Genomic DNA, 14,816 nt, shown 5'->3' with positions numbered 1-14,816 from the left:
TCAGCGTTCAAACACGCTTATCAGGGAGCTTTTGTTTTGGGGGAGCTATAGCTCCGCAAACAAGATAACTAGACGGCCAAAAGACCTCGCACCCTGAAGTAGTTGTGGCACGAAGATGGTTAGACTGCTGCAATTGTGATTCTAGTATTTCAGCTGCGTCAGCTTCTTCTTTGGTGATTCCATTGGGCAGCGGAAAGCGATCTGATCGCATCTGACCTGGTTTCTTTTCCGACTGCGCAAGACCGAGATCGTATTGAGGAATTGCCGGAGTAGTGTTAACGCTATCCTCTCCAAGGTGGAGAAGTTCTTCTTGGAGGGTTGACTCCTCGTAGGAGGGGACTGTGGGAATGAGATCGGGGCTTAGAAAATGTGAGTCTCCCGCTTCATATCGAGAGCTAAGAGAGTCCGTGGGAGAAATATTTTCAGTCTCCAAACTTCCCTTGGAAATAACTTCCTGCTCGCTTTGAGCCGATGCGATGGCTGGAAAAAGCCCAAAAACAACTGAAATGGAAGCTACCAGGCTTACAAAATTTCGTTTTAACCTCAAACTACTAATCCTATTCTGTCAGACTAAATTCAGTATTTATTCAATGTAAACTAGATATCCTGAAAATATGCTGAAATGTATAACTAAACCGAAAAGTGCTGTTGAAAAGTTTTCAGTTCGTCTGGTGATGAGGCGTAAAAAACTAGCATCTAGTAGTACTTCGTTAGGTAGGTGCGCGTCCACAGTACGGGCAGCATCCTAACGAAGTACTACTAGACAACGATGATGAATGGCTCCTCGCGCAAAACCAATCCCAGCTCCTTGATGTTTTGCTCAGCCTTATTGACCCTACAAATGACGATGATCTGCTTCGACTGGCTGCTGCCTGCCTCAACTGCGAAGTGGAGGACATTGTGATTCTCGAAATGCCATAGCGTCAAACTGTCTTGACAGTTTGACGCACCTTGTGGGAAAAGAAGGGGACTCAACTTTCGCTGAGTCCCCTTTCTAAACCTAGCTGGACAAAACGCTAGATAGTAGCCCGGAAGATCCACCAGAATCCTTGCCAGAATCTTCGGATGATCCCACGACCGAAGACAACATTCCAGAAGAACCTTCGGAGCCACCCGAGGATGGCTCACTCGATCCCACGACCGAAGACAGCACGCCACCGAGACCAGCGTCAGCATCAAGTCCGATGACTGAAGACAGCAAAGGCATCAGTGCAGCTTCCTTGCCCAGGACGAAATATTCAAAAGCCAAACCAAGATCCATGTTCAAACTCCATATCTTTTCTCTCTCAAGGTGACGAAAGATTAAGACGAATGAATTCTTAACACTGCAAAGGGGGTGAAGCTACCCCCACGCATATCACATGAACTGAGAATTGTCCTTTTCTTGCTCCGATAAAACCACTTGATCCTCTAAGGGTTTTACCACTGTTCCCATCGGGGCAATTGTCGAGGTATCCATTCCCAGTACGTCAAGCAAACTGGTATTCGGGGTATGAGCAACCACATCAGAGACAACGCCCACCGGGGCTTCAGATTCTTTCTGAGCTGAATCATTATCAATAACTGATCCAGAATTTAACTGCTGTAGCCCGGCAGAAAGTTCATCCACAGTCAAAGTTCCTGCGTTGTACTGTGCTTCGAGAGTGTCGCGCTGAGCATGATAAATCACCTCCCGCTGGCTGCGATCTTCAACCATGTCGGCATAGCCTGGAGAAGGATTAAGCCGCAACGTCCAGCCAGGCTCACGACCATGCTCGTCATTGCGAGCATCACGCTCTCTCTGGAGCTGTTTAGCCGCCTGGGACTCACTGACAGCTGCCAGCGCCCTCTGTAAGCTCTCACGCTGCCTAACCACAGATGACAGCTCATCAGTGTGCTCAAAATCTGTGGCCACGAAAGATTCCAGCTTCGCCAAGCGCAACTTCGAACTCTCCAACGATGCCATCGTCTTATTCAAGTCCTCAGGAATCGACTTCACACGGTTTTCTACCCGTGTGAGTATTCTCAGATTCCTACGAGGGGCATCAGTTTGATCATTAAATAGATCATCGGCTTTCAGCTGAATTTCCCGGCCAGCAAACCCATCAGATCCTAGTGGCGAAATCACCACTGAGGACGTGGGCACGTAGTACCACGCATGGAAGTCCACACCACCAATAGAAATCAGCGGTGTCGGTTCCAGAGTTCGGCGACCAAACATATCGACCACAGTTGACCCCACATGTTCTGCGGCTTGCTTGCGATCTTCGAAATATTGTCCTGTTTTCAAATCTGTCCAGGCTCGTTGCTCCGGATCAGTAGCCACCCACTGCGCTGCACCCTCAAAAACGTGATCGAAAGCAGAAACTTCGCTGGTCAGTCTCTTAACAGCAGACTCTTCGACAGTGCGCTGGAAGCGCACTGAACTGCCCTTTGCTTTCCACTCCGAGTGCAGCGAAACAAGTTCGCGCTCACGGGTTTCCAATTCCATCAGCTCTACATAGCGTGGATCACCAGTCGCAATAGCTTTATTATGTGCAGCAGCTTGAGCGCCAGAATCCTCAATAGACTCGATCCGACGAATCGACCGATCAGCCGACAAAAACTGAGAGATAAACTTTGCTTTGCGTGCCAGAGTCTGCCACTGCACGGCATCGAATGTGCCACTAGCGATGTAGTTAAATATTTCTACCCGCTTGTTCAGGTTGCCCTGGCGGATCACACGGCCTTCGCGCTGCTCTAAGTCAGCTGGTCGCCACGGCACATCGACATGGTGAAGCGCCACCGCACGAGCTTGAATATTGGCACCCGTGCCCAACTTTTCTGTCGAACCAATCAAAACATCCACATGCCCATTTCGACAGTCTCTAAAGAGTGCATCGCGGTCATGATCCCAATCATGGATGAATTGAATTCGCTGAGCATCCATGCCAGACTTCACCAGCTCATCTTTCAGCCCCTGATAGACAGAGAACCGATCATCTTTGTTGGGTGTCCCCTTGTCGCAAAAGACAATCTGGAGGCCACCAGTCACCGGGGATGCTTCTCCACCCTGAATGTAGATCTGATCCCGATTCTTCTCCCACACATCAAGGATCTGGTTCTGGACAGCTTGCACGCGCGCGCCTGCTCCATCAACGTGAAGATTGGCTAGGGATGGGTGTAATGAGACGGCTCTGCCGTCACCGCTGATCTTGAGCGCGTTATCAATCTTTGGCCCATAGGTTTCTTTCATCGCCCGGCGTTCTGGATCTTCATCCCAGTTGTAATCCGCTCGCCAACCAAGATCATTGATGAAATCCTTGACTTCCTGTTCGACTTCAAACTCAATAATTGTGTTCTCGCCAGCGTCTCCCAATTGAGGCAAAGCTGCTGGGATTTGGTCACGGGTGACTGAATCAATGAACAATGAGGACACAGTAGCCAAGTCGCCGGTATTGAGAAATGCGGAAGTTCTAGTCACTTTCCGAAGTTCTGTACCTGACGGGTTCATCTCCACGTCTTCGACCTGTTCGGTGAACGTAGCCGCGAACTCATTGACTGAGCCAAGACTATTTCCGGTGGTCAAGTCAGGGCGCAGGTAGTGCATCATGACCCAGATTTCCGCCAAATTATTCGCAATCGGTGTGCCGGTGGCAAAGGTTACGACAGGGGCATTGTCATCTTTAGTATCGCGCAGGTACTCCAGCTTCATATGCAGATCAGAGGCACGGCTAGATCCAGCACAGGTGAGATCACGCACCCGAGATGAGCGCATCAAGTTCTTATACAGGTGCGCTTCATCGACAATAAGATAGTCACAAGCAGTCTGCTCAAACTCCAGGCCGACATCACGCTCTCGGTTGAGGATGTCCTCAATTTTTGTTTCTAGGTTTTTCACATTCCGGATGATGTCACGGACCGACGAAGCTTTTTCATCGCCTCCTGCGGCTTCTTTTGCTCGCCAGAGTGATTCCTCAAGCTGGCTTTTTTGCCCTTCCATGTAGCGCAGCTGAGTCTCAATGCTCATAGGTACTCGCTCAAAAACCGACTGAGGCACAATGACGAAATCCCAGTCATCGGCGGTGGTCTGTGCGACAAATTCACGCCTGCCCTCAGCAGTGTTGATCCCGGAGGCAGACAGCACTTTCGCATTGGGATACCACTGAATCGCCTCATTGGTTATCTGGGAGGCAATGTGGTTGGGCACCACGAGCCAGGGCTGGTGGATTCTGCCCAAACGTTTCAGCTCTGCGGCCCCCATGAGCATGGTTCCAGTCTTGCCTGCGCCCACAACATGCGACAACAAAGTGGAAGGAGAATTGACCATACGTTCCACTGCGTTGAGCTGGTAGTTGTACGGTTTAAAGCTCTCCCCTAGACCTGGCATTGTGCGATGAGAACCATCCCACTGTGTTGCTACATGGGCATTGAAAATGTCGTTGTAGCGATCTACTAGGAGTTGACGGCGCTGCGGATCATCTAGTGCCCATTGCGCAAAATCTTCTCGCATTTCTTTGGCTTTGCGACCAGCAAATGCAGAGGCTTCTGAGTGAACTGATCCGCCATGGGGGTGCTCCTCATTCCATGCCTTTGAATAGTTTAGTGTGCGCGAAGACAAGTTGAGAATGGACTCAAACATCTGAGGTGCTGTGACCACCACACCGTCGTTTCTGTTGCACGCAACGCCTTGATTTGAGGCTGCTGAAGCTTTTCCTGTGGCTTGAAAGTTAAACGGGCCGTTGTAGGCGTTCTTAGCAGCAATCACCCCGAACCTTTGGTCTTGCTCGCCACCATAGCCCCACGACCCCTTGTCAACGTTGACATACCAAGTGTCATTTTCGTGCGTGATCGTAAACCGGGCAGGGTGCAGTCCAAGACGTTCACTTGCATACTGCTTGTAAACCTCCTGAGGAATCCAACTTGCACCTGGACGAACGTCAATCGAATCAAGTCGTTCGGGAAGAACCGCCTCTAATGCTTCGACATTAGGGCAAAACCGTGAGTCAGTTTGCGCAGCGAGCTGTGCTTCTTCCAGCTTGGTAAAGACTTGTCCCGAAAGATACTGCTGAGCGCGGATGAATCGCTCTGGCTCGGCAGTATCACGATAGGCCAATTTGGCGCGTTCAATCTCAGTTTCCACCCACGCCGGCTCTTCATCCATGAGCGAAGAAATAAGAGAGAGATCAATAGCGTTGACGCGGTCTAGTGAGATTGAGACAGCATCCTGGATATTGTCACAGTAAGAAACCTCTAAAGACCGACGAGCCGGGTTGGACAGGAATATGGGAGATTTTTCAGCAGTCTGGGATTCTGCATCAAAGCTTTCCAATGCACGAACCTGAGCAAAAAGTGGATCACGGCTGATTCGGTTGAGATGTGGGCGCGGAGTTGGATCAACGATTCGAGGGGCTGATGCCTGCTCACGGAAATCTGCTTCCACTTCATCTGGTAGATCCGCGGTTGCTGGCTCTCCATGAGCTAGACGCCACTCATTGGCAAGATCACGGAAAGTTTCGTCCTGTTGCTTTTTCGTCGGCGGAGAGGGCTTAGGGGCTTCAAACCGGTTAATCAACCCGTACTCTTCTACGTACGTGTCATAGCGATCAGAAAGAACACGTTGACTCTGTGAAGTCTGATCAGCAGTACCGGAGGTATAAGCATCCCTGAGATCAACAACAGCATCTCGAAGCTCAAGAAGCTGTTTCCATTCTTGTTTCCGCGCATCATTGAATCCTCGGAACGCGACTGTTTGCCACTGTCTAGATCCAGCATCGTATTGCTCAAATTGGGGAACCCCGGCCTCATCGAAAGCATAGCGATATGTGCCCGGAAGAACAGTCTCCAATGACGAACTGCGAGTGAATTCTTCTGCGGCCACGGATGAAGAAGCCGTATGTCCCAAGCCCTGAGATTTGGCAATAGCAATGTCGCCCGAGACAACTTGAGCTAGACGCTCACCAAGATCTGATGCGCTGCCAGAAACGTTAAGCACAGGATCACCAAAGCGACCCGTAGACACTGTTGCGGTACCGAGAATATTCCCGGTACTTCGTGCCAAGGTTGCGTTGACGCGCAACTCTTTATCTCCAACTTCCAACACATCAGTTTTAAGGAAGTCCACACTCTTTTGAGTAGATTGTCGTTCTGGTTCACGCACCCGGAAGACGAGAAGATCTGAGATGACTTCTGTTCCAGCAACCGCCTTGAAAGCTTGTGACGGTAGGCGCACCGCAGAGATCAGGTCAGCACGATCGATCATCTCTTTTCGTGCGTCACTGCGCTGTGCGTCAGCGGTGAATGAGCTGGTGAGAAGCGCCACGTAGCCGCCAGGCTGAGTAAGGTTAAGCGACTTGATGATGAAGTGATTATGGATCGAATGCTGTCCAGAATTGTGTGCTGGGTCGTTGAGTCGCATGTCGGCGAAAGGAACATTGCCAATGACAGCGTTAAACGAACCATCGGCCACCGAAGTCTTCTCAAAGCCTTCATTACGAATGGTCTCTGCGGGGTAGAGATGACGAGAAATAGTTGCGGCTACAGGATCAACTTCAACGCCAACCATGCGAACAGTTGTGGGTGCTGAGGCGATAAAACCACCCACACCACTACCAGGTTCAAGTACCGTACCGGCGTTTAACCCAGCTTCTTTTAGCGCACCCCACATCGCCTGTGTGACATCGGGCGCAGTGTAGAAAGCAGTCAAGCCAGCTTCACGAAGCTGGCTGTAGGTTCGATCATCGACAAGCCCATGGAGACGGTCTCGCTCGGCTGTCCAGGATGAGAGTGTGCGGTCGAAAATTTCACGACATCCGCCCCAAGAGCTGTACTGAGCAAGTCTGGTTTGCTCTGCCGGAGTTGCGAAGCGATCATCCTCTTCAAGGGTGCGTAAAAGCTCCAGCACTTCGAGATTGACACGCGCACGCTCACGCGGTGTCGACGGAACATCAACAACACCAGGTGAATAAGTGGAAGGTGTCCCACTGCGGTCTGTAGACCACGTAAATGTCAGCTTGCGTCGAGTGTCTGCTGTCGCTGTGTCTCCTCTGCTTCCTCCAGCGCGATCAGGTGCTGCTGCATTGGATCGTTCACTTCGTCGTCCATGATCTGCGCTACCGCTTCCCTCAGCGCTTGCTGGTGCAAGCTGATCGTCACCTCCGAGGGAATTAACTGTCCGGGATTCTGGTCGAACCATTCCCGCTCGGCTCGCCAGTTGATCGTCTGGAAGAGGTCGTCCACTCTCTCCTCCAGGTCTTCCTGAACTGTGCTCATCGTCGCGTCGTCCACGGGTAGCCCCAGTGTCTGCCGAGCCATCATGATTGATTGCCAGTTCAACTGTGTCATTGTTTTCTCCAAGTCCTATCAAGGGGTTCATCAGCTCATCGAACAATGAGATCTGATCGTCGTGAATGGTGTTTTTTCTTCGTCGCGCCATATCTTTTTCCTTTCCGCCGTACGTGCGTATGGGCGGGCAGGAACTTAAAGCGTTATGCGGCTTAGCGCATCCATGGTCTACGTTTCGGGGGTGGCTGGTTAGTCCTCAGGTTTTTTATGCAGGTAGGTGTAGTCGAGAGCATCTCGGATGAGCTGCCACGGTTTCTTCCCGGTCTCACGGGAAAGTTCATCAATCATTTTCCGGTGCTCCATAGTCATCTGGGTAGTGATCTTCACGACCAAGGGTGGTTGCCACTTCTCTTCTGGAATCTCTGTCACTTCTCCTCCCATTCTCTACGTACGTACGTAGAGAATATCCCGTATGAGTTGGTAGCGCAATCATTACCATCAGGATTAATAATAAAAGCGTTTATGTCCTCACAGATGCAAGAACATAAACGCTATCCCCCGCAAGCGCGGGAAAAGATCAGCCACCCTAGACCAAACGCAACACAAGCACTTTCACCAGAGCAGATTCTGTCCAGGGATGGTGGGGAAGTTGTCTTGTGCGGCACGAAGGGTGCGCAGATCCCATCCATCTTTCACCGCAGCGCGAACGCGAAGTGAGCGCGTTGCCCGCTGATCGGAATCTACGACTTTCCGGTTGCTGTTGTGCCGTCCGCGCGCAACCGCGTAGGAGATATTAGCCGACTGGGTTGTCAGTCGAAGGTGCTCATCTCCCACACGCACGCATAGGGGTTCACAGCAGGAATGCTCACCGACGATGCCGTCCGGGAGCACGTCACCGTGATCAAGCAGGAGGGCAAATCGGTGAGCAGACAAGGTGCGTCGCTGCCCATCCACTTGCCAGGAGATTCGCCCGTAGCCATCAGGTGTGGAGACCGCACCGACCCAGATCCAGCAGTGGTCTGCTGGCCCTTTAACTACCTGCCGCCAAAAGCGTGAAATAGCATCTGGTGTAGCACGAAGGTTAGGGTTGGTGATGACATTCCGAGCGTTCACCGACGCCGGGGTTGGCGTGCCGCTAATGCTGAAAAGTTCCCACTGCTCCCAATCCTCCATGTTTAAACGTCCACTGCCTTACGTGGCGGGAAGCCAAATGAATCTGAAGCTTCTGCCGCCTCAGCGATAGATTCAACTACCGCTGACTCTTCCGTTTCTTCCGGCTCTTGAGCAACCTCGGTGCCAGACTCAGGTGTGGTCTTTTCTTCTTCCACCTCCGAGTCTTCCTGAGGCTCCTCATCCTCCAGGTTTCCTGTCTCCTGCCAGATCTTGATATACCGGGATTGCTGGAGACTGCTCAGCCCAGTGGACTCCTCCACTTCCGCGGCCTTAACTCCTAGCGAACGCAACACATCCACCGCGCGGCCGAACTTCGCTTCCAGTTTTTCTTGCTCATCGAGCAGGTCAAGAATGACTGCTTGCGCTTCCACCTGGCGTTGGAGTTGCTCAAATTTTTCTGCATGGTCCTTGCGGGCACGATCTCTTGCTTTCCGCGAAGCCTTCATAATTTTCCTTCTCTGCTACTTGAGGGATAGTACTCAGCCGTTGAGGTTAAATGATCCACCTGTTACCGCAACCACCTTTGAATGATCTACCCCCAAAAACCCGGTGGCCTGACGGCCACCGTCAACGGCTACGCCGTAAAAATCCCCTTACACCATATGCACTCTTTAGTGTTGACGGGAAAAGTACGATAAACTAGCTCTCATGCTCAGCATCAGACCAGTCAATGCAGGCAGTGGGTACGAGTACCTACTGCGCTCTGTTGCGACCAACGATGCCCCGCCTGAACAGCAAAAGCTCTCCGATTACTACGCTGCGAAAGGCACACCTCCCGGACGCTGGATGGGATCAGGACTAACTGGCTTTAACACTGACGCTGTAGTCGAAGGTGGCGAAATCACTGAGCTACAAATGGCAGCATTGTACGGCGAAGGCCTTCATCCTGAATCTGATGAGATGGTCAAAAACGGCCAGGGTCTCGACCAATGTAAAATCGGTCGTCCCTTCCCCTACTTCACCAATAATGATCCCGTTCTCACCGCACTTCGTGAAGCCGAACGAGCATTTAGGATTAACAACAACGCCGTCCCCACCGCTGAAGAGCGCGCAGAAATCGCTATAGAAGTTGGCTCCCCCCACTTCATGGATGCTCACGGTGTTCCACCGGCAAACAAAAGAGAATTACTCGACTGGATCAATACGAAGCGACAAAATGTGAAGCAGGCTTGCGCAGGATACGACTTCACTTTCTCCCCAGTCAAGTCCGTTTCTGTGCTGTGGGCATTAGCTGATGAACAAACCGCCGCACGCATAGCGGAGTGCCATCACAAGGCCGTTTCCGAGGCCATGGCATGGGTAGAAGAAGAAGTAATCCGTACAAGGAAAGGCGCTGGAGGAATCAAACAGGTGAAGACTCAGGGCATCATCGCCACTGAATTTACACACTTTGATACCCGTTTAGGTGATCCCGACCTGCATTCCCACGTGCTGGTTTCCAATAAAGTCCAGGACGAAAATGGCAAATGGTTATCGCTTGATGGGCGCACAATTTTTCGCTTCCATCAGGCTATGGGCTTTCGCTACAACTCACTTCTAGCCGACATTTTGAACCGAGAAATGGGCGTAGAATTCGTCGCACATGATCGTGGTGAAGGAAAAGAAGCAGTCTGGGAAGTTGACGGTGTTGATCCACAGTTGCTAGACCAATTCTCTAAACGACGCGCTGGCGCACGCCCAGTTTATGACCGAATGGTAGCTGAATACATCGAGGCTCACGGCGTTGCACCATCAAAGAGAATGGTCAACAAGCTCTGGCAGCAAGCCATTTTGGACACTCGATCTGCGAAACGACCCGCAGAATCATTGACTGATCTCCGTGAGAATTGGATGGAGGAAATACGCGCCTTAGACAACGGAAAAGAACTGCTTGAATCCGTCAATTCTGTTTTAAATTCTGAGACGAAAGACCAGCGACCAGTCTTTAACTTCACTGATCACAGCGACATTATTGATGATGCTTTAGAGACCATAATCCGCCGCCGATCCACATTTCGACGCAGCCACATTCACACTGCAATAGCGTCAAAATTAATGGCGTTTCGCTTTGAATCCACTCAACATCGTGACGAAATTCAAGACCAAATACTCGAAAAAATCATTGACCGACATGGCATTTCACTAAATGCGAATGAGCAGCTAGACCTCCCCACCCAGCTGCTTGATGCCGATGGACACGCGATTGACAAGCTCCTAGACTCAGAGGTTTTCACGACAAAAGAAGTCCTCGAAGCAGAGCAAAAAGCACTCGACGCTGTTCTTGAACCAGTTGCAGTTTTTGCTTCAAACTCTCTTGTTTCTTCTGAACTTACAGCTCACACAGACAGAGAGGGCTGGTCACTCAATGATGGCCAAGAAGCCCTCGCCCGTCATCTTTTAACTTGTGGAACACTCGCTGCAACTGGTGTCGGACCTGCTGGAACAGGCAAGACTGCATCCATGAAATTGGTGGCCACCACATGGAAGAAAACAGGTGGCAACGTCATTGGTTTGGCACCATCTGCTGCAGCTGCGAAAGTCTTAGCCAAAGACATCGACGCGCCAGCATCCACCATTGATTCACTGACATTCGTATGGAATGGAAAGCACCCCAGCAAGCGTGGCCACGACGTAACTGAACTTCCAATCGAGATTAATCCCGGCGATATGCTGCTAGTAGACGAAGCGGGAATGGCATCAACAACCAACATTTCCGCTTTGATTGACATTGCTCGCGCAGCTGGCGCAGTCGTGCGATTCATCGGTGATCCAAAACAGCTTGACGCTGTGGAATCAGGCGGCCTATTTGGTGCAATGACCCGAACTGGGAACACAGTAACGCTCACAGATGTCATGCGTTTCAAAGATGATACAGAGCAGTCCGAGGCCTCTTTGAAGATCCGGGAGGGAAATTCAGAAGGTCTCGATCTGCACTTTGAACGGGGCTGGGTTACCGGTGGCGCACGGGAATCAATGCTCACTGATGCAGCTCAAGACTATCTTCATGACACCGCTGCAGGACGACAATCCCTGCTTCTAGCCTCCACCAATGCCGATGTTGCGGCACTAAATGAAATGATTCGAAGCGCGCGAATCGAGAACAAAGAAGTCGATGATAGCCGCACTATTAAACTCAGTCGAGATGAAGTATGCGGAGTGGGAGACGTAGTTTTAGCACGCAAAAATACCGTTTTCACCTACGCACAGCATGGCGTTACAGGACGAGTCTCGAACGGCGATCTATTCACCATTGAAGCTATTTCCGAGACAGGCGAACTTATTGTTGTTGACAATAATAGCGGTGATCGAAAGACACTTCCCGCTGACTACGTCACCACCAATGTGCAACTAGGATACGCATCCACAGTCCACCGCGCACAGGGCGCAACAGTCGATGTTGCGAGGGCAGTTATCGACCAATCTGTTGATCGAGCAGGGCTGTATGTTGCACTCACTCGTGGCAAATACGCAACCTACACGTACACGGTCACAGAGCACATTCTTGACGAAGACGCTGAGGACGCTCACTACCACCACGGCGGTAATGATGCAGCTCCTACAGCACGCGATGTGCTGGAAAAGGTACTTAAAAAGGACAATCACCAGACCTCAGCTATCGAGACCTTATGGCAAAACGTTGACGAAGCAACCGCCCCAGATCGCAAGCGCGCACTCTGGATTCATGGCCATGACTTAGCAGTAGATCAATTCGTCTCTGCACATCTAACCGAATTTGTGGAAAGCCTCTCTACAGCCGATTACCAAGCATTGACCACCACTGGAGATGGACTCGAACCAGTCGATGCTGCATGGCGATTTTTGTTAAAGTCAGGGATTGACCCGCGCCCATTGACCCAAGAAGCTATGCGTCACTGTGACAATTATAAAGACTTGGGTCGGCTCCTGGCTTATAAACTTCGCCAACATCTTCCCGAAGAACCAGACACTTTTAGCATTCCCCCACTGTCCCACTTGACGGACATGGAATTAGTGACGTGGTTAGACGAAAACCAAGCAGAGTTCCTTCACGGTCACACAGCTCAGCAAGCGGTGGCCACAGATGTAATCTTCACCGAAGGCGACATCATCGAGAACCAGAACTTCACTGGTCTCGATCTTCAAGGCCAAGATTTACGAGGCCTGAAATTTGAAAACTGCGACTTCACCAACGCCCGCTTTGATGGAGCACAACTTAATCTCGTCACCTTCACCAAGTGCCGGTTAGATGATGCATCCTTTGCCGATTCATCACTTAAAGCGGTGAACTTCTCCATGTCACACATGGAGGGTACAAGCTTTGCAGGAGCTACTATAGGTGCAGATGCAGACTACTCCGCCAAGGTTGATTTCTTGAGCGTTGACGGTGAAAATATGTCCTTTGCACATGCTGTAATTCATATGCTGGAGGTCACGTGGAGTCAATTAAAAAACCTGGACTTGAGAGGTGCTGCCGCAAACTTCGCTACCTTCCTCAGCTCTGATCTCACCGGCGCACAAGCAGATCACACCACGACAACAAGCTTCATGTCTGAGCTACGTGATTGTGAGGTAGATACCGATCTTCCGATTGCATCTACCTCCACGGGCGCTTCACGCTTCGAGCAAAGCCATCTGCCAGACAAAGATGAACTTCCTGCAATTCTGATAGAACGACAGGATGATCGCGCCTTTTAAAGGCATTGAGTCCTTTAAAAATCAGCCCACAAAAACGAACGAAGATTACTATAACTCCGCAACAAACTTGCACGCTATGATGACTAATTTGTCGGCTGAAAGTTTGAACTGAACCAGATATTCTCCTTATCCTTTAATGCGAATAGCTCTTTCAAAGTGCTAGGGGTTTCATCGTTTGGTTCTGGATAGCGCCACACAATCTCATCCGGAGACTCCTCAAGCCTCCGGAGAATGAAATCTCCGTACATGCTTTCACGACGAATGTGCTGCGACAAAAAATCCTCTAAGCCTGCGTAATCATCTGAAGCTTCTCCAAACTCACGAAGGTTTCGATCTGCCGAACTAGAATAACCAACGAATCTTTGAACAGTGCCCGCATCAACACGGATAACCATTTGATAAATCAGCCCATCATCCCATGCACTAATAACATTCAAATGTGCATACTTCTGCTGTCCAGCCTCGACATAGATGTTCTCAGTTTCGATAATGTGAAGTTTTTTATCCATAAACTCAACAAACCGGGGCAGATTCATCAAGAGCAACATCATCTCTCGTCCTTGTTATCGTTGACATTGAACCACTCAGGAACTTTATCCGCAGTCCCTCCTGATGGTGGATACATTGTGTTGATACCTCGATTTTCACGAGCACCGCCAAATGCTTCTGTTTCGTAAACTGATCGCAAGGTAAAGGTTTCACCAGTAGGTCTACAAATCTGAAGAAGATCGCATATTCTATTGTCAATTTCGTCTTCGTATACCCGATCAGTACCTTCCGTCCTATCTTTGCATGCTTTTGATAAATACGTCTCGATAGTGCGAATGCTCCATAGACCATGTTTGTGGACAATTTTGTCATATCCCCATGGTCCTTTTTTTACCGCCGGGTCATACCAGCCCCGCCGAAGGATCAAGTCTTCGCCACAGGCGTCTTCAAACCTAGGTATAATTTCGTGGTCTGTGTACGAATTACCACCTGCTATTCCTCGTGCGTCATTCTGAAGGGTGGGACTTTCATCTTCCGCCCCGGCTGCAGGGTTCCAAGATGGAAAAATAGTTTCGAGATGTTTTCCATAGATTGGACCGTCGACAAAATCTTGCTTTTTCCAACCGTCAGTATCTTCCACAGGATCGCTAGTGGGGTATCCTACTTGTCCTGTATAGCCTCCAGAATAGACCCATTGGAGAAGGATATCTCCAGTTATTGCATACGCACCATAAAGTGGATGCCAAATCATAATTCCTCGCTCAAAGAGGTTATATTTCCCCGCTCCATCTGGCGTAGTTTCCTCGTTACCGATAGGGAATCCAAGAACACTATTTTGCGCCCCCATAGCAGCCCACTTGTCGTAGATAGCTCCTTGAATTCCTGCTTGAACTGCAGGAACTGAATTTCGGGTGTAAATATATCCACCTTGATAACTCTGCCTGAACCACTGATCACCAAGGGACACATCACTAGTTAACGGGTAACCAAAGTGCCCCGATTCCCATCCATATTTGGCCCAGACAACTGTAGCTGGAATGCTAACCGTATGGGCACCAGTGTTGGGATGCCAGTAGATGAAGCCATTAATGAACTCTGTTCTTTTCCCAACACCGTCTGGATTTGTCAGCTCATTAGACTTGGGAAACGTGAGAAAGCTCTGTGGACCACCGATAGAATCGTAAAGCTCTCGTATCAAACCGCACACCTGGTAAGGGGACGGCCAGTAAACTTTGCACCCTGACAAAGCATTTAGAGTA

11 protein-coding genes are annotated in these 14,816 nt (G+C 50.3%); 1 reads left to right on the top strand and 10 read right to left on the bottom strand.

The features are described 5' to 3' along the window. Positions 1-7: 7 nt before the first annotated feature. The 8 genes from H924_RS03830 to H924_RS03805 form a co-directional block, all read right to left on the bottom strand. Positions 8-547 (bottom strand): hypothetical protein, encoded by a 540-nt coding sequence (locus tag H924_RS03830; RefSeq protein WP_015650645.1) that lies wholly within the window; start codon positions 545-547, stop codon positions 8-10. Between the two features lie 212 nt (positions 548-759). After that, positions 760-927, bottom strand: a complete 168-nt coding sequence (locus H924_RS14105) for a hypothetical protein (RefSeq protein WP_155861924.1) — start codon at positions 925-927, stop codon at positions 760-762. Positions 928-1,000: 73 nt separating this feature from the next. Next, on the bottom strand, positions 1,001-1,261 hold the full coding sequence (locus H924_RS03825) for a hypothetical protein (RefSeq protein WP_015650644.1): 261 nt from the start codon (positions 1,259-1,261) through the stop codon (positions 1,001-1,003). 96 nt (positions 1,262-1,357) lie between these two features. Continuing rightward, positions 1,358-6,862 carry a helicase-related protein gene (locus H924_RS03820; protein ID WP_015650643.1) on the bottom strand — a complete coding sequence of 1,835 codons (5,505 nt, stop codon included), beginning with the start codon at positions 6,860-6,862 and terminating at the stop codon, positions 1,358-1,360. A gap of 104 nt (positions 6,863-6,966) precedes the next feature. Then, positions 6,967-7,302 (bottom strand): hypothetical protein, encoded by a 336-nt coding sequence (locus H924_RS14340; protein WP_015650642.1) that lies wholly within the window; start codon positions 7,300-7,302, stop codon positions 6,967-6,969. A 189-nt stretch (positions 7,303-7,491) separates the two neighbouring features. Then, positions 7,492-7,671 (bottom strand): hypothetical protein, encoded by a 180-nt coding sequence (locus H924_RS03815; RefSeq protein WP_015650641.1) that lies wholly within the window; start codon positions 7,669-7,671, stop codon positions 7,492-7,494. Positions 7,672-7,854: 183 nt separating this feature from the next. Beyond that, the gene (locus H924_RS03810) at positions 7,855-8,415 is read right to left on the bottom strand and encodes a hypothetical protein (RefSeq protein ID WP_015650640.1); all 561 of its coding nucleotides are present in this window, start codon (positions 8,413-8,415) and stop codon (positions 7,855-7,857) included. A 2-nt stretch (positions 8,416-8,417) separates the two neighbouring features. After that, positions 8,418-8,861: a hypothetical protein gene (locus H924_RS03805; RefSeq protein WP_015650639.1), complete on the bottom strand. Its 444-nt coding sequence runs from the start codon at positions 8,859-8,861 to the stop codon at positions 8,418-8,420. Between the two features lie 202 nt (positions 8,862-9,063). Here H924_RS03805 and mobF point away from each other — a divergent pair, with 202 nt between their 5' ends. Then, entirely contained in the window at positions 9,064-13,068 is a 4,005-nt protein-coding gene (gene mobF / locus H924_RS03800; protein ID WP_015650638.1) for a MobF family relaxase, read from the top strand. Between the two features lie 83 nt (positions 13,069-13,151). On the opposite strand, the gene H924_RS03795 is transcribed toward mobF, so the two are convergent. Together H924_RS03795 and H924_RS03790 are read right to left on the bottom strand one after the other, a co-directional pair. Then, positions 13,152-13,619: a hypothetical protein gene (locus H924_RS03795; RefSeq protein WP_155861922.1), complete on the bottom strand. Its 468-nt coding sequence runs from the start codon at positions 13,617-13,619 to the stop codon at positions 13,152-13,154. After that, on the bottom strand, positions 13,616-14,755 hold the full coding sequence (locus H924_RS03790; RefSeq protein WP_052160411.1) for an LGFP repeat-containing protein: 1,140 nt from the start codon (positions 14,753-14,755) through the stop codon (positions 13,616-13,618). Before H924_RS03790 ends, H924_RS03795 begins: the two co-directional genes overlap by 4 nt. Positions 14,756-14,816 lie beyond the last annotated feature (61 nt).

The organism is Corynebacterium callunae DSM 20147 (assembly GCF_000344785.1).
In the GTDB taxonomy this organism is placed as follows: Bacteria; Actinomycetota; Actinomycetes; order Mycobacteriales; family Mycobacteriaceae; genus Corynebacterium; species Corynebacterium callunae.
The sequence above is the reverse complement of the archived record's forward strand: the minus strand, read 5'-3'. Positions and strand labels throughout refer to the sequence as shown.

Bases quoted from the DNA above. Each gene is read 5' to 3' on its own strand.
- H924_RS03825 (WP_015650644.1), bottom strand. From the start codon at position 1,261: ATGGATCTTGGTTTGGCTTTTGAATATTTCGTCCTGGGCAAGGAAGCT.
- H924_RS14340 (WP_015650642.1), bottom strand. From the start codon at position 7,302: ATGACACAGTTGAACTGGCAATCAATCATGATGGCTCGGCAGACACTG.
- H924_RS03810 (WP_015650640.1), bottom strand. From the start codon at position 8,415: ATGGAGGATTGGGAGCAGTGGGAACTTTTCAGCATTAGCGGCACGCCA.
- H924_RS03805 (WP_015650639.1), bottom strand. From the start codon at position 8,861: ATGAAGGCTTCGCGGAAAGCAAGAGATCGTGCCCGCAAGGACCATGCA.
- mobF (WP_015650638.1), top strand. From the start codon at position 9,064: ATGCTCAGCATCAGACCAGTCAATGCAGGCAGTGGGTACGAGTACCTA.
- H924_RS03795 (WP_155861922.1), bottom strand. From the start codon at position 13,619: ATGATGTTGCTCTTGATGAATCTGCCCCGGTTTGTTGAGTTTATGGAT.